The organism is Streptomyces sp. NPDC043876, from assembly GCF_056435825.1.
Map to the genome: position 1 here is coordinate 460,703 of NZ_JBWKDV010000006.1, position 23,460 is coordinate 484,162.

The window sequence follows — 23,460 nt, forward strand, 5'->3', positions numbered from 1 at the left end:
GCGCCGCCGCTCCCCGAGCGGCGGCCCGGCCGGGACCTGACCGCCCGGCCGGGCCGCCCCCGCTCTTCCGCCCCCCGCTACCCCCCAACTTCCGCTCTTCCTGCTCGCCGCGGCGCGGCTCCGCCCCCGCGGCCCCCCTTCTTCGCTTCACCCTCACCGCACCCTCACCGGTTTCCGGGCTGCCCGCCCCGGCATCCCCATGCCCGGAACCACCCCTTCTGGAGGTACAACGTGGCTCGCGCCGACGCGTCGGACAACCGGGACCTGCCCCGCCAGGTGGAGTTCTGGCGGGACAGGCTGGAGGGCATAGCCCCCCTCGAACTGCCCGCCGACCGGCCGCGCCCGGTCATCCGCAAGCCCCGCACCGCGACCGTGGAATGCGCGCTCCCCGCTCCCGCCGCCGCGGCGACGGCAGGCCCGGACGCCACCGCGGTCCTGGCCGCCGCCGCCATCGCGGTCCTGGCGCGCCACTCCGGTCAGGAGGACATCGCCCTCGGCGTGCCCTCCCCGCGCACCGGCCACACGGTCGTCCTGCGCGTCACGGTCGACGCCTCCGCCCCGTTCGCGGAGCTGCTCGCCGAGACCACCGCGCGCCTGGCCGACGCCCTCGCCCACGACGGCGTACCCCTCGACGAACTGGCCCGCACCCTGGCCCCGCACAGCGATACGGGCATCACCCCCTTCGTGCAGGCCGTGGTCGCCGTACCGAGTGAACTGCCGCGGGAACTAAAGGAGTTCGACCCGCTCGACCTGTCCTTCGAGACGGACCCGGCGGCGGCGCTGCTCCGGATCCGCTACAGCACCGCCCTCTTCGACGAGTCCACCGCCGCCCGCATCGCCGGCCACCTCGGAGTGCTGCTCGGCGCGGCGGCCGCGGACCCGGCCCGCCCGCTGTCCGCGCTCCCGATGCTCACCGCCGAGGAGTTCGAGCAGGTGGTCCGGGAGTGGAACGACACCGCCCGCGACGTGCCGCTCGCCACCTTCCCCGAGCTGTACGCCGCCCACGCGGCCGCCCGCCCCGACGCGACCGCCGTCATCGACGAGCAGGGGGCGGTCGGCTACCGCGAACTGGACGAGCGGGCCAACCGGATCGCCCACCACCTGATCGAACTCGGCGCGGAGCGCGGCCAGTTGATCGGTCTCTGCGTCGAGCGCGGCGCCGCCATGGCGGCCGGCCTGCTCGGCATCATGAAGGCGGGCGCCGCCTACCTCCCGCTCGACCCGGCCTATCCGGCCGAACGCCTCGCCTACATGCTCCAGGACTCCGGCGCACGGATCGTGCTGACGGAACGCGCCCTGCGCGCCGCGCTCCCCGCCACCGACGCCGTCCTGGTGGACCTGACCGACGACCGCGCCGCGATCGACGCCCGCCCGGCCACCGCCCCCGAGGTCGCACTCGCCCCCGAGGACCTGGCCTACGTCATCTACACCTCCGGGTCCACCGGCCGCCCCAAGGGCGTGCTGGTCTCCCACGCGGGCATCGGCAACCTGGCCGCCGTACAGGCCGAGGCCTTCGAGGTCACCCCGCACAGCCGGGTCCTGCAGTTCGCCTCCACCAGCTTCGACGCGGCGTTCTGGGAGGTCTGCATGGGCCTCCTGAACGGCGCGGCCCTGGTCATGGGCCGCAAGGAGACGCTGGCGCCGGGGGAGCCCCTGGCCGCCTACGCCGCCGAACACGGGGTCACCCACGCCACCCTCACCCCGGCCACCGTCGCCGTGCTGCCCGAGGGCCGCGGCCTGCCCCCGGAGGCCACGCTCATCGTGGCCGGCGAGGCCAGTACCGGCGACCTGGTGTCCCGGTGGTCCGCCGGCCGCCGGATGATCAACGCCTACGGCCCGACGGAGAGCACGGTCTGCGCGACCATGAGCGCCCCGCTGGGCGGCGCGGCCGTACCGCCGATCGGCGCACCCATCGCGAACTTCCGGATCTACATCCTGGACGAGGCCCTGCACCCGGTCCCGGCCGGGGTGCGCGGCGAGCTGTACATCGCGGGCATCGGCCTGGCGCGCGGCTACCACGGCCGCCCCGGGCTCACGGCGGAACGTTTCATCGCCCATCCGTTCGGCGCCCCCGGCGAGCGCATGTACCGCTCCGGCGACATCGCCCGCTGGCAGAGCGACGGCACCCTCGAATACCTGGGACGCGCCGACGACCAGGTCAAGGTGCGCGGCTTCCGCATCGAACTCGGCGAGATCGAAAGCGCCCTGGCGCTCCACCCCGATGTCGCGCAGGCCGTGGTCCTCACCCACAACACCAACCTGCTGGCCTACGTCTCGGCCGCCGCCGGACGCCGCCCCACCGCCGTCGCGCTGCGCACCCACCTCGCCGCCGACCTGCCCGAGCACATGATCCCCTCGGTGATCGTGGTCCTCGACGACCTGCCGCTCACCCCGAACGGCAAGGTCGACCGCAAGGCCCTGCCGGAGCCCGGCTCCGTCCGCGAGAGCGCCCCGGACGCCGAAACGGCCGGCGAGGCCGAAGCGGCCGCGGGCGCCCCGCGCAACGCCGTCGAGGAAACCCTCGCGGGCGTCTGGTCCGAGGTGCTGGGCCTCGAACGCGTCGGCATCCACGAGGACTTCTTCGCCCTCGGCGGCAACTCCATCCTCTCGGTGCAGGCCGTCGCCCGGATGCGCCGCGCCCTCGGCGTCAAGCTGTCCCCGCGCATCCTCTTCGACACCCCCACCATCGCCGCCCTCGCCGCCTCGGTGGCCCCCGAGGAGAGCGTCCAGGACACGGCCATCCCCGTCGTCTCCCGCGACGGCGTGCTCCCGATGTCCTTCGGCCAGCAACGCCTCTGGTTCCTGGAGGACTTCGACCCGGGCAGCGGCGAATACCACACCGCGATGGGCCTGCGGCTGACCGGCTCCCTGGACGCCGCCGCCCTGCGCGCGGCCACCACCGACCTCACCGCCCGCCACGAAGCGCTGCGCACCACCTTCGGCGTCGTCGGCGGCCGCGGCGTCCAGGTCGTGCACGCTCCCGACGCGCCCGAGGCGGCCCCGCAGTGGCGCACCGCCGACCTCACCGACGTCCCCGCCGCCCAGCGCGAGGAGCGGCTGCGCGAGCTGGTGCGCGCCGAGACCGCCCGCGCCTACGACCTCAAGACCGGCCCGCTGGTCCGCGTCCTGCTGGTCCGGCTGGCCGCCGACGAGCACGTCTGCGTCCTCGGGATGCACCACATCGTCACCGACGGCTGGTCCATGGGCGTCGTCACCCGCGAACTGGGCGAGCTGTACGCCGCCCGCACCGAGGGCCGCCCGGCCGCGCTGGCCGACGTACCCGTCCAGTACCCGGACTTCGCGGCCTGGCAGCGCGGCCGCCTCGAAGACGGCGGCCTGCTGGAGCGGCAGCTCGGCTGGTGGCGCGAACGCCTCGACGGCATCGCCCCGCTGGAACTGCCCACCGACCGCCCGCGACCGGCCGTCCGCTCCTCCGCCGGAGCCGTGTACTCCTTCTCCGTCCCCGCCGACACCACCGCCTCCTTGCGCCACCTCGCGCAGGAGCAGGGCGCCACCCTCTTCATGGTGCTCACCGCCGCCGTCAAGACCGTCTTCGCCCGCTACTCGGGGCAGCAGGACATCGCGGTCGGCACCGCCACCTCGGGCCGCGCCCAGGCCGACCTGGACCAGCTGATCGGCTTCCTGGTCAACACCGTCGTCCTGCGCTCCCGGGTCGAGCCGGACATGAACTTCGGGCAGCTCCTCGGCCAGGTCAAGGAGACCGTCCTGGAGGCCTTCGCCCACGAGGACGTGCCCTTCGAGCGCCTCGTCGAGGCCGTGCGCACCGACCGCGACACCAGCCGGACCCCGCTCGTCCAGGCCATGGTGGTGCTCCAGAACGCGCCCGCCGAAGACCTCGGCCTGCCCGGCGTGAGCGCCACCGCCTACCCGGTGGACCGCGAGGCCGCCCCCTTCGACCTCACCGTCGAGTTCTTCGAGACCGACGGGGCCCTCACCGCCCGGGTCGGCTACAGCACCGCCCTCTTCGACGAGGCCTCGATCGCCCGTTTCGCCGGCCACCTCTCCACCCTGATGCTGTCCGCCGCGACCGCTCCCGACCAGCCGCTGGGCGCCCTCGCGATGCTCGGCGACGAGGAGTTCGGGCAGGTCGTACGGGACTGGAACGGCCCCCGCACCGAGCCGCTGACCGGGACCTTCCCGCAGCTGGTCGAGGCCCGGGCGCGCCGGCGCCCCGACGCGATCGCCGTCGAGGACACCCGCACCACCCTCACCTACCGGGCGCTGGACGAGGCCGCCAACCGGCTCGCCCACCACCTCGTCGCCCACGGCGCGGGACCCGGCTCGATCGTCGGCCTGTGCGTGGAGCGCGGCGCCGACCTGGTCGTCGGCCTCCTCGGCATCATGAAGGCGGGCGCCGCCTACCTGCCGCTGGATCCCGGTTACCCGGCCGACCGGCTCGCCTTCATGCTGGCCGACTCAGGCGCCGCGATCGTCGTCACCCAGACCGGCCCGCTGGCCGCACTGCCGCCCACGGACGCCCGCATCGTGGACCTCACCGCCGACCGCGCCCTGATCGACGCGCTCCCGGCGAGCGCCCCCGACGTCGTGCTGCACCCCGCGGACCTGGCGTACGTGATCTACACCTCCGGCTCGACCGGTACCCCCAAGGGCGTCCTCGTCCCGCACGCGGGCATCGGCAACCTCGCCTCCGCCGAGATCGACCGGCTGCGGGTCACCGAGGACAGCCGCGTCCTGCAGTTCGCCTCCTCCTCCTTCGACGGCGCCGTCATGGAGGTCCTGATGGCCCTGCCCGCGGGCGCCACCCTGGTGCTGCCCCCGCACGGCCCGATCGTCGGCGAGGCCCTCCAGGCCTTCCTGCGCGAACGCCGGATCACCCACACCCTGCTCGCCCCCTCCGCCGTCGCCACCCTCGTCCCCGAGGGCCTGGAGGAGCTGCGCACCCTGGTCGTCGGCGGCGAGGCCAGCACCGGCGACCTGGTCGCCCGCTGGGCGCCCGGCCGCCGGATGATCAACGCGTACGGCCCCACCGAGTCCACCGTCGTCGCCGCGATGAGCCTGCCGCTGACGGGCGGGGCGGTCCCGCCCATCGGCAGCCCCCTGCCCAACACCGCGGTCCGGCTCCTGGACGCCGCGCTCCAGCCCGTCCCCGTCGGGGTGCCCGGCGAGCTGTACCTCGCGGGCCCGCACCTGGCCCGCGGCTACCACGGCCGGCCCTCGCTGACCGCCGAGCGGTTCACCGCCGACCCCTACGGGGAGCCCGGATCGCGCATGTACCGCTCGGGCGACGTGGCCCGGCTGCGCGCCGACGGGGCCCTCGAATACCTCGGACGCGCCGACGACCAGGTCAAGCTGCGCGGCTTCCGCATCGAACTCGGCGAGATCGAGAACGCGCTCGGCCGGCACACCGCCGTCCGCGACGCCGTCGTCGTGGTCCACGAGGACGAGCGCGGCCGCAAGCGCCTCGTCGCCTACCTCGTCGCCCGCTCCGCCGCCGACGGCGGCCCCGGCGGCGCCCCCAGCACCGGGGAACTGCGCTCCCACCTCGCCGGGTCCCTGCCCGACTACATGGTGCCCGCACAGTTCGTCACCCTGGACCGGTTCCCGCTCACCCCCAGCGGCAAGGTCGACCGCCGCGCCCTGCCCGCGCCCCAGCCGCAGACCGCGGGGACCGACACCGCCCACACCCCGCCCCGCGACGCCACCGAGGAGACCCTGGCCGCGGTCTGGGCCGACGTACTCGGTGTCGAACGGGTCGGGATCCACGACAACTTCTTCGACCTCGGCGGGGATTCGATCCTCTCCATCCAGGTGGTTTCCCGGGCCCGCCAGGCCGGCCTGCTGCTCACCTCCAAGCTGCTCTTCGTCCACCAGAGCATCGCCGCCCTCGCCGGAGCGGTCACCACGGTCGACGAGAACGCGGCCGCCGCCGCACCGGCCGAGGCGTCGGGCCGCGCCGAACTCACGCCGATCCAGCGGTGGTTCTTCGCGGAGCACACCGTGAACACCGACCACTACGGCATGTCCGTCCAGGTCGAGCTGGCTCCCGACACCGACACGGCGCTGCTGGAGCGCGCCCTCGGCGCGGTCGTCGGCCACCACGACGCCCTGCGCATGCGCTTCACCCGTGACGGTGGCGCGTGGATCCAGGAATACGCCGACCCGGCGGACCGCGCGGCCGGGCTCTTCTCCGTGCGCGACCTGTCCGCCCTCGGTGACGCGGAGCGCGAAGCGGCCCTGCACGAAGCCGCGGCGGGCGCGCAGCGCTCCCTCGACCTCGCGGGCGGCGCCCTCGTCAAGGGCGTGTTCCTGCGGCTCGGCGCGGCCCGCCCGCCGCGCCTGTTCCTCACCGTGCACCACCTGGTCATGGACGGGGTGTCCTGGCGCGTCGTCCTCGAAGACCTCGCCACCGCCTACGCCCAGCTCGCCGAAGGGCGCACGCCCGACCTCGGCGCCAAGTCCAGCAGCTACGGCCAGTGGTCCGAGCGCCTCGCCGAGCACGTCCGTACGGGCGCCCTCGACCACGAGGCCGGCCACTGGCAGCGGGTCGCCGCGGCCACCCGCCCCCTGCCCCGGCCGGCCGGCGCGGACCCGGCCGCCCCGAACACCTTCGGGACGGCGGCCACCGCCTCCGTCACCCTCGGCCGCGCGGACACCGAGGCGCTCCTCCAGCGGGTGCCCGCCGCCTACCGCACGCAGATCAACGACGTCCTGCTGACGGCGCTGGGCCGGGTGCTGGGCGACTGGGCGGGCGATCCCGTCACCATCGCCCTCGAAGGCCACGGCCGCGAGGAACTGTTCGAGGACATCGACCTCGCCCGCACGGTCGGCTGGTTCACCACCATCCACCCCGTCACCCTGGACGTCCCCGCGGGCGACTGGGGCCCCGCCCTCAAGCACCTCAAGGAAGAGCTGCGCGCCATCCCCGGCCGCGGCCTCGGCTACGGGGCCCTGCGCTTCCTCTCCGCGCCCGGCACCCCGGGCCACGCCCTGCGCACCGCCCCGCACCCCGAGGTCAGCTTCAACTACCTCGGCCAGTGGGACGGCACCACCAGCCGCAGCGGCCTGGTCCGCGGCCGCCTCGCCGCCCTCGGCGCCGACCAGGCCCCCGACCAGCCCCGCCCGCACCTCATCGACATCGTCGCCGCCGTCACCGACGGAGAACTGCGCGTCGACTGGATCCACGCGCCCGCCGCGCACCCCACCGAGGCCGTCCAGCGCCTCGCGGACGCCTTCCTCGCGGCCCTGCGCGACCTGGTCGCCCACTGCCTGCTCCCGGACAGCGGCGGCGCCACCCCCGCCGACTTCCCGCTCGCCGCCCTGGACCAGGCCGGCGTCGACCGGATCGCGGGACACGGCAGCGCAGCGAAGGAGACCGAGGACATCCACCCGCTGACGCCGATGCAGGCGGGCATGCTCTTCCACACCCTCTCCGAACCGGGCTCCGGCGCCTACTTCGAGCAGCTGACCTTCGCCCTCGACGGGGTGCGCGACCCGCACCTGCTCGCCGCCGCCTGGCAGAGCGTCGCCGACCACACCGAGGTGCTGCGCTCCTCGCTCGTCTGGCAGGGCACCGAGCGCCCCCTGATGGTCGTCGGCCGCCGCGCCGAACTGCCCGTCACCCACCTCGACTGGCGCACGCTCACCGCGGAGCAGCAGCGCGGCGCCCTGCGCGCGTTCCTCGCCGAGGACCGCGCCCGGCCGCTGGACCTGAGCACCGCCCCGCTGATGCGGCTCGCCCTGATCCGGCTCTCCGACAGCACCGTGCGGCTCGTCTGCTCCTTCCACCACATCCTGCTCGACGGCTGGTCCACCTTCGACGTCCTCGGCCAGACGTACACCGCCTACGCCGCTCTGGCCGCCGGCGAGACGCCCGTCCTGCCGGCCCGCCGCCCCTTCTCCGCCTACGTCGACTGGCTGGAGCGCCAGGACCTCGCCGAGGCCGAGGCGTACTGGCGGGACCTGCTCGCCGGCGTCAAGGCGCCGACCGCGCTGCCCGGCGTCCGCGGCGGCGCGAGCGGCCACCGGGCCGGAGCCGCCGGCCGGACCGTGCGGCGCCTGTCGCCGCAGCTCTCGCGGGAGCTGGCCGACTTCGCCCGCAGCCACCGCATCACCGTCAACACCGTGCTCCAGGGCGCCTGGTCGCTGCTGCTGGGCCGGCACGCGGGGGAGCGGGACGTCGTCTTCGGCGCGACCGTCTCCGGCCGCCCCACCGAACTGCCGGGCGCCGACTCCATGGTCGGCATGCTGATCAACACCCTGCCGGTGCGGGTACGGATCGACGAGGACGCCCCGGTCGGCGACTGGCTGGCCGCGGTGCAGCGCGCCCAGGTGGAGGCCCGCCAGTACGAGTACGTACCGCTGCCGCAGATCCAGGGCTGGAGCGGCGTCGAGGGCGGCACCAGCCTCTTCGAGAGCCTGGTCGTCTTCGAGAACTACCCGGTCGACGAGCGGGCCGCCGCCGCCCACGGGCTGCGCCTGCACGGCCTGGAGGGCACCGAGGCCACGAACTTCCCGCTCAACCTGATCGCCTACGCGGGCGACGAACTGACCTACACCCTGGCCTACGACGCCGGACTGTACGACGACGAGGCCGCGGCCCGCCTCTGCGGCCACCTCGACGCCCTGCTGGCCTCGATCGCCGCCAGTGGCCCGGACCAGCAGGTCGCAGCCCTGACGATGCTCACCGACGCCGAGGCCGAGCTGACGCTGCGGTCCTGGAACGACACCGCCCGCCCGCTCCCGGACGCCACCCTGCACGAACTCTTCGCCGCCCGGGCCGCCCTGCACCCCGACGCCGTCGCGCTCAGCTACGAGGGCCGGGAACTGACGTACGCCGCACTGGACGAGCGCGCCAATCGGCTCGCCCACCACCTGGTCGCCCTCGGCGCCGGCCCGGAGCAGCTCGTCGGCCTGTGCCTGGAGCGCGGACCGGAGGCCGTCACCGCGCTCCTCGCGGTCCTCAAGGCGGGCGCCGCCTACCTGCCGCTCGACCCCGGGTACCCGGCCGGCCGGCTCGCCCACATGATCGGCGACGCCGGAGTCCGGCTGCTGGTCAGCGACGCCGCGCTGCGCGAGCGGCTCCCGGACGCCCCCGGCGCCGTACTGGTCGACCTGGACGCCGACGCGGCGCGGATCGCGGAGCGCCCCGCGACCGCCCCCGCCGTCACCACCGCCCCCGACGGCCTCGCCTACGTCCTCTACACCTCGGGCTCCACCGGCACCCCCAAGGGCGTCCTGACCAGCCACCGGGCCGTCGTACGCCTGGTGCACGAGGCGGCGTACACGGACATCGGCCCGGGCGACACCGTCGCGCAGTTCGCCTCGCTGTCCTTCGACGCCTCCACCTTCGAGGTGTGGGCGGCCCTCCTCGGCGGGGCGCGCCTGGCCGTCCACCCCGCCGAACTGCCCACCGCCGCCGGACTCGGCCGGTTCGTCAAGGACCACGAGGTCACCCACCTCTGGCTCACCGCCGGCCTGTTCCACCAGGTCGCCGACGACGCGATCGGCGCCTTCAGCGGACTGCGCCAGCTCATCGCGGGCGGCGACCGGCTCTCCCCGGACCACTGCGCCCGCGTGCTGGACGCCCACCCCGGGCTGCGCCTGACCAACGGCTACGGGCCCACCGAGGCCACCACCTTCACCACCACGCACGACCTGCGCGGCGCCCTCGGCGACGGCGCGGTCCCGCTGGGCGCCCCGCTGGCCAACACCCGGGTGTACGTCCTGACCGGGGCCCTGGAGCCCGCGGCCCCGGGGGTTCCCGGCGAGCTGTACATCGCGGGTGCCGGACTGGCCCGCGGCTACCTCGGACGGCCGGGCCTGAGCGCCGAGCGGTTCGTGGCCGACCCCTACGGCGCCCCGGGGGAGCGGATGTACCGCTCCGGCGACCTGGTGGCCTGGCGGCCCGACGGCACCCTGGAGTTCCTCGGCCGCAGCGACGGCCAGGTCAAGATCCGCGGGTTCCGCGTGGAAACCGGCGAGATCGAAGCCGCGCTCGTGGCCCACCCGGCGGTGGGGGACGCGGCCGTCGTCGCGCACACCGACGGCGGGGACGGCGCCGGGTCCGGATCCGGCCGTACGGTCCTGGTCGCCCACGTGGTGCCCGCCGCGGGAGCGCCCGCCCCCGACGCCGACGAGCTGCGCGCCCACCTGGCCGCCTCGCTGCCCCCGCACATGCTCCCGGCCGCCTTCACCCGGCTGGCCGCCCTGCCGCTGACCGCGAACGGCAAGGTCGACCGCGCGGCTCTGCCCGCACCGGAAGCGGAGCGGCGCCTGACGGGCGCGACGGCGTACGAAGCCCCGGCCGGCGTCACCGAAGAGGTGCTGGTGGAGGCCTGGGAGGAACTGCTCGGGGTGGAGCGGGTCGGCGTGCACGACAACTTCTTCGCGCTGGGCGGCGATTCGCTGCTCGCCCTGCGGACGGCCTCCCGGATCAACGAGATGTTCGGCACCGACCTCTCGCCCCGGTCCCTCTTCGACCGGCCGACCGTCGCCGAGACCGCCCGGGCCGTGGAGGAGATCATCCTCGCCGAGCTGGAGGCCGCGGCCGGGACGGCGGACGCGGCGGACACGCCGGACGCGTCCACCACGGCCGACGTGCCCGGCGCCGCCGAAACCCCCTGACGGCCCTCAGCCCCCCACCTCGTCCCACCCCCGTCCACCCACGTTCCTTCCTTCCCTCGTTCCGAAAGGCCCACCGTGTCCAACCCCTTCGAACAGCCCGGCCGTTCCTACACCGTCCTGGTCAACGACGAGGGCCAGCACTCGCTCTGGCCCACCGGCACCGCCGTCCCGGCCGGCTGGCAGGCGGTCCTCGCCGACCGGCCGCGCGAGGAGTGCCTCGCCTACGTCGAGGCGAACTGGACCGACATGCGCCCGCGCAGCCTGGCCACCGCCTCCGCGGCGTCCGCGGCCCCCGCCGCCGCCCCGGCCGCCGACCCGGCGGCACGCGGCTGACACCGCGCCCTACGTCACGAGCGGCCCACACCGCTCCCGCCGCTCCGAACCGCTGAACCGCACTCCCAGGGGGATCCCTCGATGAACACGCCGTCTTCTCGCGCGGACCGGATAGCCGCCCTGCCCGACCGGCTCCGGGAATCGCTCGCCCAGCGCCTCGCCGGCCGGGCCCGGCCCGCCGCCGCGGCCGCGGGGCCGCTGGTCCCCGCGGTCCCGCGGGGGGACGGCCTGCCGCTGTCCTACGGGCAGCAACGCCTCTGGTTCCTGGAGGACTTCGACCCCGGCCGCGCCGATTACCACTCGGCGCTGCCACTGCGGATCACCGGCGCGCTCGACGCAGAAGCGCTGCGGGCGGCCGTCGGCGACCTCGTGGCACGCCACGAGGCGCTGCGCACGACCTTCCGCGCCGAGCACGGCAAGGCCCTCCAGGTCGTCCACGACCGGCTCGCCCCCGGCTGGACGGCCGCCGAGGCGGACGGCGAGGACGGCGCACGGGAGATCGTCCGGGCGGAGATGGCGCGCCCCTACGATCTGGCGGACGGCCCGCTGGTCCGGGTCCTGCTGGTCCGGCTCGCGGCCGACGAGCACGTGTGCGTGCTCGGCATGCACCACATCGTCACCGACGGCTGGTCGATGGGCATCGTGGCCCGGGAGCTGGGCGAGCTGTACACCGCCCGCGTCGAGGGACGCGCCGCCGCCCTGGCCGACGTACCGGTCCAGTACCCGGACTTCGCGGTGTGGCAGCGCGGCAGGCTGGAGGACGGCGGACTGCTGGAGCGGCAGACCGACTGGTGGCGGGAACAGCTGAAGGGCATCTCGCCGCTCGAACTGCCCACCGACCGGCCCCGGCCCGCCGTCCGGTCCTCCGCCGGCGCCGTGCACGCCTTCGAGCTGCCGGAGCACACCCTCACCGCGCTGCGGGAGCTGGCCCACGCGCACGGCGCGACGCTCTTCATGGTGCTGACGGCCGCGGTCAAGGCGGTCCTCGCCCGCTGGTCCGACCAGGAGGACATCGCGCTCGGCACCTCCTCGGCCGCCCGCGGCCACCGGGAGCTGGAAGGGCTCGTCGGCTTCCTCGTCAACACCGTCGTGCTGCGCACCCAGGTCGAACCGCAGCTGTCCTTCGCCGAGTTGCTGGGCCGGGTCAAGGACACCGTCCTCGACGCCTTCGCCCACGAGGACGTCCCCTTCGACAAGCTCGTCGAGGCCGTCCAGCCCGAACGCGACCCCAGCCGGACCGCCCTCGTCCAGGCCATGGTGGTCCTCCAGAACGCCCCGGCCGACGCCCTCGCGCTGCCCGGCGCCGAGACCGCGGCCTACCCGCTGGAGCGCGACGCCTCCCTCTTCGACCTCACCTTGGAGTTCGAGGAGCGCGGCGGGCGGCTGCACGGCCTGATCGAATACAGCACCGAGCTGTTCGACGAGAGCACCATCGCCCGGCTCACCGGCCACCTGGAGGTCCTCCTCGACGGCGCCGTCGCCGACCCGGCCACGGCCGTCGGCGCGCTCCCGCTGCTCACCGACGCCGAACACCGGCAGATCGTCGTCGACTGGAACGCCACCGAACTCCCGGGCTTCCCCGTGGAACTGATCCACGAGCGACTGGCGGCGCAGGCCGCCCGCACCCCCGACGCCGTCGCCGTGATCGCCGAGGACGCTACCCTCACCCACCGCGAGCTCGACGAACGCGCCAACCGGCTCGCCCACCACCTGAGCGCGCTGGGCGCGGGCCCCGGTTCCCTCGTCGGCCTCGCCGTCGCCCGCGGCTCGGCCATGGCCGTCGGCCTGCTCGGCATCCTCAAGGCGGGCGCCGCCTACGTCCCGCTCGACCCGGCCTTCCCCGCCGACCGCCTCGGCCACATGACGGCCGACTCCGGCGCCCGGCTCATCGTCACCGAGAGCGCCGTCCGCGACCGGCTGCCCGCGTCCGGCGCCCGCCTCGTCGACCTCGACGCCGAGCGCGAGGAGATCGCCGCCCGCCCCGCCACCGCGCCCCGCACCACGGTCACCGCCCGGGACCTCGCGTACGTCATCTACACCTCGGGATCGACCGGCACCCCCAAGGGCGTCGCCATCGAGCACCGCAACGTCCGCCACATCTGCGCCTCCTGGGCGCAGCGCTACGGCCTCGACGACCTCCGGCTGCGCTTCCTGTCGGTCTCCAGCCTCTCCGTGGACCTCTTCTTCGCCGACCTGATCCGCTCGCTGCCCTTCGGCGGCGCGCTGATCATCGCCTCCAAGGACGTCACCACCGAGCCGCCGGCCCTGCTCGACCTGATCACGGAGACCGGCGCGACAGGTCTGGAGATCGTCCCCTCCCTGCTGAACGCCGTCCTCCAGGAGGTGGAGCGGCGCGGCGACGGCTTCCCGCCGCTGCGCCTGATCTCGGTGGGCTCCGAGGCCTGGCGCGTCGAGGACTGCGCGACCCTCCTGCGCCAGATCCGGCACGACGCCGTCGTCGTCAACGCCTACGGCGGCACCGAGGCCACCGTCGACTCCACCGTCTTCGTGCCGAGCGCCGAGGCGCCGGCCACCACCGTGTACGTGCCCATCGGCCGCCCGCTGCCCGGCACCCGCGTGTACGTGCTCGACGCGCGCCGCCGCCCCGTGCCCGTCGGCGTGCCCGGCGAGATCTGGATCGGCGGCGACGGGATCGGCCGCGGCTACCACGGGCGCCCCGACTTCACCGCCGAACGCTTCGCCGACAGCCCCTTCGTCGCCGGTGACCGGCTCTACCGGACCGGGGACCGGGCCCGGCTGCTGCCCGGCGGCGACCTGGAGTTCCTGGGCCGAGCCGACGACCAGGTCAAGATCCGCGGCTTCCGCATCGAACTCGGCGAGGTCGAGAGCGCCCTGCTCACCCACCCGGACGTCGCCGACGCCGTCGTCCTGGCCCGGCAGGAGGAGTCCGGCCGCCGCAGGCTCGTCGCGTACGTCGTCCCCCGCGCCGCGGGCGCCGACGGCGCACCGGACACCTCCGCCCTGCGCGGCCACCTGTCCGGCCTGCTGCCCGACTACATGGTCCCCGCCGTGTTCGTCACCCTGGACCGGCTCCCGCTCACCCCGAGCGGCAAGGTCGACCGCCGCTCGCTGCCCGAGCCCGAGATCCAGGCCGGCCGCTCCGGAGCCGACCACACCGCGCCCCGCGACGAGACCGAGCGGATCCTGGCCGACGTATGGGCCGACGTGCTCGGCGTCGAGCGGGTCGGCGTCCACGACAACTTCTTCGACCTGGGCGGCGACTCGATCCTCTCGATCCAGGTGGTCTCCCGGGCCCGCCAGGCCGGGATCAAGCTCTCCTCGAAGCTGCTCTTCCTGCACCAGACCATCGCCGCCCTGGCGGGCGCCGCCGTCGCCGCCGCACCGGCCGCCGCCGTGACCACCGAGGTCAGCGGCCGCGCCGAACTCACGCCCATCCAGAAGTGGTTCCTCGCCGAGCACACGGTCGACCCGGACCACTACGCCATGTCCGTCCAGCTGGAACTCGCCCCGGACACCGACCCGGCCCTGCTGGAGCGCGCCCTCGACGCGGTCGTGGCCCACCACGACGCCCTGCGCATGCGGTACACCCGCGAGGGCGACGAGTGGATCCAGGAGTACGGGGACCGGCCCACCGGCCTCCTGTCCGTCCTGGACCTCGACGCCGGCCCGGACCTCGAACAGCCCCTGCACGACGCGGCCCTGGCCGCCCAGCGCGCCCTGGACCTGGCCGGCGGCACCCTGGTGCGCGGCGTCCTCTTCCGGCTCGGCCCCGACCGGCTGCCCCGGCTCTTCCTCGCCGTGCACCACATCGTGATGGACGGCGTGTCCTGGCGCGTCCTCCTCGACGACCTGGCCACCGCCTACGACCAGCTCGCCGCAGGCCGCGCCGCCGTCGACCTCGGCGCCAAGTCCAGCAGCTACCAGGAGTGGTCACGGCGCCTCGCCGACCACGTCCGCGCCGGCGGCCTCGACCACGAGTACGACCACTGGCGCGCCGTCGACCCGGCGGGCGCCCCCGCGCTGCCCGCGGACCACCCGGACGGCAGCAACGTCACCGCCCACGAAAGCACCGTCGAGGTGCGCCTCGGCCGCCAGGAGAGCGAGGCCCTGCTCCAGCGCGTCCCCTCCGCCTACCGCACCCAGATCAACGACGTCCTCGTCAGCGCCCTGGGCCGCACCCTCGCCGACTGGACCGGCAGCGACCGCCTCGTCCTCGGCCTGGAGGGCCACGGCCGCGAGGAGCTCTTCGACGACCTCGACCTCTCCCGCACCGTCGGCTGGTACACCACCCACTTCCCCGTCGCCCTGGCCCTCCCCGGCGACCGGGCCTGGGACGGGACCCTGAAGTCCGTCAAGGAACAGCTGCGCGCCGTCCCCGGCCGGGGCCTCGGCTACGACGCCCTGCGCTTCCTCTCCGCACCCGGCACCCCGGGCCACGCCCTGCGCTCCGACCCGCTCCCGCAGATCAGCTTCAACTACCTCGGCCAGTGGGACGGCGCCACCGGCCAGGACGGCCTCATCCGCGACCGGCTCCCGGCCCTCGGCCTCGACCACGCGCTCGACGAGCCCCGCCCCTACCTCCTCGACGTCGTCGGCATGGTGGAATCCGGCACCCTCGGCTTCACCTGGATCTTCTCCGCCGAGGTCTTCGAACCGTCGACCGTGGAACGCGTCGCCCGGCAGTTCCTGACCGAGCTGCGCGACCTGATCGCGCACTGCCTGCTCCCGGACAGCGGCGGCGCCACCCCCTCGGACTTCCCGCTCGCCGCCCTGGACCAGGCGGACGTGGACCGGATCGCCGGCCGCGGCAGCGCCGCGAAGGAGATCGAGGACATCTACCCGCTGACGCCGATGCAGGCGGGCATGCTCTTCCACACCCTCGCCGAACCCGGCTCCGGCGCCTACTTCGAGCAGATGAGCTTCACCGTGGACGGGGTGCGCGACCCGGCGCTGCTGGAGCGCGCGTGGCAGCACGTGAACGATCACCTCGACGTCCTGCGCGGCGCCGTGCGGTGGGAGGGCGTCGACCGGCCGCTGCTGGTCGTGCACCGCCGTACCGAACTGCCCGTCGTGCACCTGGACTGGCGCACGCTGAGCGCCGGTGAACAGGCGCTCGCGCTGGAGCGCCACCTGGCCGAGGACCGTGCCCGGGGCATCGACCTGTCCGCCGCGCCGCTGGTGCGCCTGGCGATCGTACGGACCTCCGACACCTCGGTGCGCGTCGTGCGGACCTCGCACCACGTGCTCCTCGACGGGTGGAGCACCTTCCAGATGCTCGACGAACTCGTCACCGCCTACCGGGCCGTGGCGGCGGGCGAGCACCCCGCGCTGCCCGCCCGCCGCCCCTTCTCCGCCTACGTCGACTGGCTGGAGCGGCAGGACCTGGGCGAGGCGCAGGCGTACTGGAGCGCGCTGCTGGGCGACGTCACCGAACCGACCGCGCTGCCCTTCGACCGGCGACCCGCCGCGACGCACCGGGCCCAGTCCGCGCAGCGGCTGGTGACCCGGCTGAGCACGGAGGCCTCCGACCGGCTGTACGCCTTCGCCCGCGCCAACCGCCTGACGGTCAACGCCGTCCTGCAGGGCGCCTGGGCGCTGCTGCTGTCGCGCTACTCGGGCGAGCGGGACGTGGTCTTCGGTGCGACCGTCTCGGGCCGCCCGGCCGACCTGGCCGGGGCCGACGCCATGGTCGGCATGCTGATCAACACCCTGCCCGTGCGGGTCGAGGTCGACGCCGACGCGCCGGTCGGCGAGTGGCTGGCCCGTCTCCAGCAGGCACAGGTGGAGGCGCGGCAGTTCGAGTACGTACCGCTGCCGCAGATCCAGGGCTGGAGCGGCGCCCCGCGCGGCACCCAGCTCTTCGAGAGCCTCGTGGCCTTCGAGAACTTCCCGGCGGACGGCGGCGGGCACGACGGCGACGGTGACGGCGTGCGCCTGCACGGCCTGGAGGGCGCGGACGTCACCAACTTCCCGCTGAACCTGGTCGCTTACGCGGGTGAGGAACTGGCGTACGCGCTGGCCTACGACCCCGAGCTCTTCGACGCCGACACCATCGCGCGGCTGGCCGCCCATCTGGAGGCGCTGCTCACCGGGATGGCCGCCGAACCGGGTCGTCCCGTGGCGGCCGTGCCCATGCTGGCGCCGGGTGAGTTCGACCGGGTGGTGCGGGAGTGGAACGCGTCGGGCGGGGTGGAGGCTCCGGCGGGAACGATCCACGGGCTGGTGGCGGAGCGGGCCGCGCTGTCGCCGGATGCGGTGGCGGTGTCGTTCGGTGACGAGTGGGTGACGTACGGGGAGTTGGAGGAGCGGGCGAACCGGTTGGCGCATCATCTGGTGGCGTTGGGTGCCGGGCCGGATGCTCTGGTGGCGCTGTCGGTGGAGCGCGGGGTGCAGATGGTGGTGGGTCTGCTGGGGATCATGAAGTCGGGTGCGGCGTACGTGCCGTTGGACCCGGCGTATCCGGCGGACCGGCTCGCGTACATGCTGGACGATTCCGGTGCGCGGCTGCTGGTCACCCACCGGGGACTGAACCGCCAACTGCCGCTGGACGGGGTAGCGGTGGTGGACCTCGACGCGGACGCCGACGTGATCGCCGCGGCCCCGGCGTCCGCACCGGAGACCGGTGTCACCGGCTCCCACCTGGCCTACGTGATCTACACGTCGGGTTCGACGGGGCGTCCGAAGGGTGTGGCGGTGGAGCACCGGTCGGTGCTGAACCTGCTGGCCAACTGTGACGGGCTCTTCGGGTTCGGGGCGGATGACGTGTGGACGGTGTTCCACTCGTACGCCTTCGACTTCTCGGTGTGGGAGTTGTGGGGTGCGCTGGTGTCGGGTGGTCGTGCGGTGGTGGTTGCGCAGGACACCGCGCGGAGTCCGGAGTTGATGTGGGAGTTGTTGCGGGCGGAGCGGGTGACGGTGTTCAACCAGACGCCGTCGATGTTCCGTGAGCTGGTGGGGAGTGCGGGTGAGGTGCTGCCGGATCTGCGGTGGGTGATCTTCGGTGGGGAGGCGTTGGAGCCGAAGCACGTGCTGGGCTGGTTCGAGCGGTTCCCGGATGCGGGTGCGCGGCTGGTGAACATGTACGGGATCACCGAGACGACGGTGCATGTGACGTATCAGGAGATCACGGCTGCGCATGTGGTGGCGGGTGGCCGGTTGCCGGCGGGGCGTCCGTTGCCGAGTTACCGGGTGCTGTTGCTGGACGAGCGGGGTGCGCCGGTTCCGGTGGGTGTGGCGGGTGAGATCCATGTGGCGGGTGGTGGTCTGGCGCGTGGGTATCTGCATCGTCCGGAGTTGACGCAGGAGCGGTTCCCGGTGAATCCGTTCGGTGAGCCGGGGGAGCGGATGTACCGCTCGGGCGATGTGGCCCGGTGGCGGGCGGACGGGACGCTGGAGTATCTGGGGCGTGCGGACGACCAGGTGAAGATCCGCGGGTTCCGCATCGAGCTGGGCGAGATCGAGACCGCGTTGGTGGGTCACCCGCTGATCCGGGAGACGGTCGTCACCGCCCACCAGGGCGCCGACGGCCACAAGCGGCTCGTCGCGTACGTCGTCACGGACACCGTCGTGCCCCTTGCGGAGCTACGGGCCCACCTGGCGGCCTCCCTGCCGGACTACATGGTGCCGGCGGTGTTCGTGACCCTGGACCGGCTCCCGCTCACCCCGAGCGGGAAGGTGAACCGGCGGGCGCTGCCCGCGCCCGAGGTCCAGGCCGAGCAGCTCGGCACGCAGTACACCGCCCCGCGCGATGAGACCGAGCGGATCCTGGCCGGTATCTGGGCCGACGTGCTCGGTGTCGAGCGGGTTGGCGTCCACGACAACTTCTTCGACCTCGGCGGCGACTCCATCCTGACCATCCAGGTCGTGTCGCGGGCCCGGCGGTCCCTCGGCGGGAGTCTCTCCCCGCGCCTGCTCTTCGAAGCCCCGACGGTCGCGCAACTGGCGGCCGCCGTGGCCCCCGATGACTCCGGTGCGCAGGGGGCGCAGGCCGGGGCGGCCCTCGGGATTCCGGTGGTGCCGCGGGACGGCCTGCTGCCGATGTCCTTCGGACAGCAGCGCCTGTGGTTCCTGGAGGACTTCAACGAGGGCAGCACCGAATACCACTCGGCCACCGCCCTGCGGCTGACCGGACCGCTCGACGCCGCCGCGCTGCGCGCGGCTGTCGGTGACCTGGTGGCGCGCCACGAGGCGCTCCGGACCACCTTCGACGTGGCCGACGGCCAGGGTGTGCAGATCGTCCACCCCGTGCTGGAGCCCCAGTGGCAGGCGGCCGAGGCCGGGACCGAGGAGGAGCTGCGGGAGCTGGCGCAGGCGGAACTGGTCCGCCCGTACGACCTGAAGAACGGCCCGCTCGTGCGCGTGCTGCTCGTCCGGATGACCGGGTCGGCCGCCGAGGAGCACGTGTGCGTGCTCGGCATGCACCACATCGTCACGGACGGGTGGTCGATGGGCGTCGCCGCCCGCGAGCTCGGCGAGCTGTACGCGGCCCGCACGCAGGGCCGCCCGGCGGAGCTGGCCGCCGTACCGGTGCAGTACCCGGACTTCGCCGCCTGGCAGCGCGAGCGGCTGGTGGACGGCGGTCTGCTGGAGGAGCAGCTCGGCTGGTGGCGTGAGCGGCTCGCGGGCATCGAACCGTTGGAACTGCCCACCGACCGGCCGCGGCCGACGGTGCGCTCCTCGGCCGGCGCGGTCCACGGGTTCGAGGTACCGGCGGCCACGCTCGGCGCGCTCAAGGAGCTGGCCCGCGAACAGGGCGCGACGCTCTACATGGCCCTGACGGCCGCGGTGAAGACGGTCTTCGCCCGCTGGACCGGCCGGCAGGACATCGCGGTCGGCACCGCGTCCGCCGGGCGCGGGCAGGGCGAGGGGAACGGCGACCTGGAGCAGCTGATCGGCTTCCTGGTCAATACCGTCGTCCTGCGGTCGCACATCGAGCCGGACATGCCCTTCCGGGCGGTCCTGGACCAGGCGAAGGAGACCGTCCTCGACGCGTTCGCGCACGAGGAGGTGCCCTTCGAGCGCCTGGTGGAGGCCCTCCAGCCGGAGCGCGACACCAGCCGCACGCCGCTCGTCCAGGCCATGGTGGTGCTCCAGAACGCCCCCGGCGCGCACCCCTCGCTGGGCGGGGTCGAGGTCACGGACTACCGGCTGGAGCGGGACACCGCGCTGTTCGACCTGACCCTGGAGTTCGAGGAGTACGAGGGCGGTCTGCGGGCGCTCGTCGAGTACAGCGCCGAGCTGTTCGACGCCGGCACCATCGCCCGCTTCGGCGAGCACCTGAACGTGCTGCTGGACGGCGTCGCCGCGGACCCGGACCGGGCCGTGGCGGACCTCCCGCTGCTGACCGCGGGGGAATTCGACCGGGTGGTGCGGGAGTGGAACGCCTCGGGCGGGGTGGAGGCTCCGGCAGGAACGATTCACGGATGGGTGGCCGACCGGGCCGCGCTGTCACCGGATGCGGTGGCGGTGTCGTTCGGTGACGAGTGGGTGACGTACGGGGAGTTGGAGGAGCGGGCGAACCGGTTGGCGCATCATCTGGTGGCGTTGGGTGCCGGGCCGGATGCTCTGGTGGCGCTGTCGGTGGAGCGCGGGGTGCAGATGGTGGTGGGTCTGCTGGGGATCATGAAGTCGGGTGCGGCGTACGTGCCGTTGGACCCGGCGTATCCCGCGGACCGGCTCGCGTACATGCTGGACGATTCCGGTGCGCGGCTGCTGGTCACCCACCGGGGGCTCAACGGACAACTCGCCGCCACCGATGCCCGGGTGGTCGATCTGGACGCGGAGGCACAGGCCATCGCGGCCCGGCCGGCCACGCCACCGCAGACGGGTGTCACCGGTTCGGACCTCGCGTACGTGATCTACACGTCGGGTTCGACGGGGCGTCCGAAGGGTGTGGCGGTGGAGCACCGGTCGGTGCTGAACCTGCTGGCGAACTGTGACGGGCTCTTCGGGTTCGGGGTGGATGACGTGTGGACGGTGTTCCACTCGTACGCCTTCGACTTCTCGGTGTGGGAGTTGTGGGGTGCGCTGGTGTCGGGTGGTCGTGCGGTGGTGGTTGCGCAGGACACGGCGCGGAGCCCGGAGTTGATGTGGGAGTTGTTGCGGGCGGAGCGGGTGACGGTGTTCAACCAGACGCCGTCGATGTTCCGTGAGCTGGTGGGGAGTGCGGGTGAGGTGCTGCCGGATCTGCGGTGGGTGATCTTCGGTGGGGAGGCGTTGGAGCCGAAGCACGTGCTGGGCTGGTTCGAGCGGTTCGGTGGGTCCGGTGCGCGGCTGGTGAACATGTACGGGATCACCGAGACGACGGTGCATGTGACGTATCAGGAGATAACGGCGGCGCATGTGGTGGCGGGTGGCCGGTTGCCGGCGGGGCGTCCCTTGCCGAGTTACCGGGTGCTGTTGCTGGACGAGCGGGGTGCGCCGGTTCCGGTGGGTGTGGCGGGTGAGATCCATGTGGCGGGTGGTGGTCTGGCGCGTGGGTATCTGCATCGTCCGGAGCTGACGCAGGAGCGGTTCCCGGTGAATCCGTTCGGTGAGCCGGGGGAGCGGATGTACCGCTCGGGTGATGTGGCCCGGTGGCGGGCGGACGGGACGCTGGAGTATCTGGGGCGTGCGGACGACCAGGTGAAGATCCGTGGGTTCCGCATCGAACTGGGCGAGATCGAGACCGCGTTGGTGGGTCACCCGCTGATCCGGGAGACGGTCGTCACCGCCCACCAGGGAGCCGACGGCCACAAGCGGCTCGTCGCGTATCTGGTGAGCGACGGAGCGCCGACCACCGGTGAGCTCCGGGCCCATCTGGCCGGGACCCTGCCGGACTACATGGTGCCGGCGGTGTTCGTGACTTTGGACCGGCTCCCGCTCACCCCGAGCGGGAAGGTGAACCGGCGGGCGCTGCCCGCGCCCGAGGTCCAGGCCGAGCAGCTCGGCACGCAGTACATCGCCCCCCGCGACGACATCGAGGACACGCTGGCGGCCATATGGTCCGAGGTGCTCGGAGTCGACAAGGTCGGCATACACGACAACTTCTTCGACCTCGGCGGGGACTCGATCCTCTCCATCCAGCTGATCTCCCGGGCCCGCCAGGCCGGGCTCCGGCTGACCTCGAAGCTGCTGTTCGTCCACCAGACGGTGGCCGAGCTGGCCGCCGTGGTCGAGCGGACCGCCCCCGCCGCCGACCGGCTCCAGGACCGGCCGGACGAGCCCGCCGAGGTGGCCGGCGCCGTCGAACTCACCCCCGTACAGCGGTGGTTCTTCGACGAGCACACGGTCGACCCGAAGCGGTACACGATGTCCGTTCACGTCGGCCTTGCACCCGAGACCGACCCGGCTCTGCTGGCGTCGGCGCTGGACGCGGTCGTGGCCCACCACGACGCGCTCCGCCTGCGCTTCACGCCGGACGGGGCGGGCGGCTGGACCCAGCAGTACGGGGAGGCCGTAACCGGGGCGCTCGCCGTACAGGACCTGGCGCCGGGAGCCGACCTCGACGAGTCCCTCCACCAGGCGGCGTCGCAGGCCCAGCGCGCCGTCGACCCGACCTCCGGAGCCCTGGTGAAGGGCGTGTTCCTGCGCCTGCCCCGGGGCCGCGCCCCCCGGCTGTTCCTGGCCGTGCACCACCTGGTGATGGACGGGGTGTCCTGGCGGGTCGTCCTGGAGGACCTCGCCACGGCGTACGAGCAGCTCGCGGCGGGCCGTACGACCGTCGACCTGGGCGCCAAGTCCAGCAGCTACCAGCAGTGGGCCCGGCGCCTCGCCGACCACGTCCGCGACGGCGGCTTCGACCACGAGACGGCGTACTGGCGCAAGGCGGCCCGGCCCGTCGCCGGACACGACCCGCGCACCGCCGTCCACGGCGACCTGGCGGTGGAGAGCGTGCGCTTCAGCCGCGCCGAGACCGAGGCGCTGCTGCACAAGGCCCCCGCGGCGTTCCGCACCCGGATCAACGACGTGCTGCTGACGGCGCTGGGCCGGGTGCTGGGCGACTGGGCGGGCGACCCGGTCACCATCGCCCTCGAAGGCCACGGCCGCGAGGAACTCTTCGAGGACATCGACCTCTCCCGCACGGTCGGCTGGTTCACCAGCATCTACCCCGTCACCCTCGACGTCCCCGCGGGCGACTGGGGCCCCGCCCTCAAGGCGGTCCGCAAGAACCTGCGCAAGATCCCCGGCCGCGGCATCGGCTACGGCGCCCTGCGCTACCTGTCGGCTCCCGGCAGCGCGGCGCACACCGCCCTCGCCGGTACCCCGCACCCGCGGATCAGCTTCAACTACCTCGGTCAGTGGGACGGGGGCGCGGGCGGGACCGGCCTGATCCGGGACCGGTTCGAGGGCCTCGGCGCCGACCAGGCACCCGGGCAGCCGCGTCCGCACCTCATCGACATCGTGGCCGCCGTCAGCGACGGGGAACTGCGCGTCGACTGGATGCACTGCCCCGCCGTCCACACTCCCGACACCGTCCGCGCCCTCGCGGACGCGTACCGCACCGCTCTGCGGCAGATCGCCGCGATCGCCGGTAACTGACCACTCCCGGAAGGACATTGT

The 23,460-nt window shown here is 74.0% G+C and carries 3 protein-coding genes; all 3 read left to right on the forward strand.

The features are described 5' to 3' along the window. The first annotated feature begins 36 nt into the window (after positions 1-36). A complete protein-coding gene (locus tag AC0693_RS21480; RefSeq protein ID WP_478802611.1) occupies positions 37-10,605 on the forward strand; it encodes an amino acid adenylation domain-containing protein in 10,569 nt (3,522 codons plus the stop codon). A gap of 75 nt (positions 10,606-10,680) precedes the next feature. Then, positions 10,681-10,938: an MbtH family protein gene (locus AC0693_RS21485; RefSeq protein WP_468464704.1), complete on the forward strand. Its 258-nt coding sequence runs from the start codon at positions 10,681-10,683 to the stop codon at positions 10,936-10,938. Positions 10,939-11,019: 81 nt separating this feature from the next. After that, a complete protein-coding gene (locus tag AC0693_RS21490; protein ID WP_478802575.1) occupies positions 11,020-23,439 on the forward strand; it encodes an amino acid adenylation domain-containing protein in 12,420 nt (4,139 codons plus the stop codon). Positions 23,440-23,460: the final 21 nt, after the last annotated feature.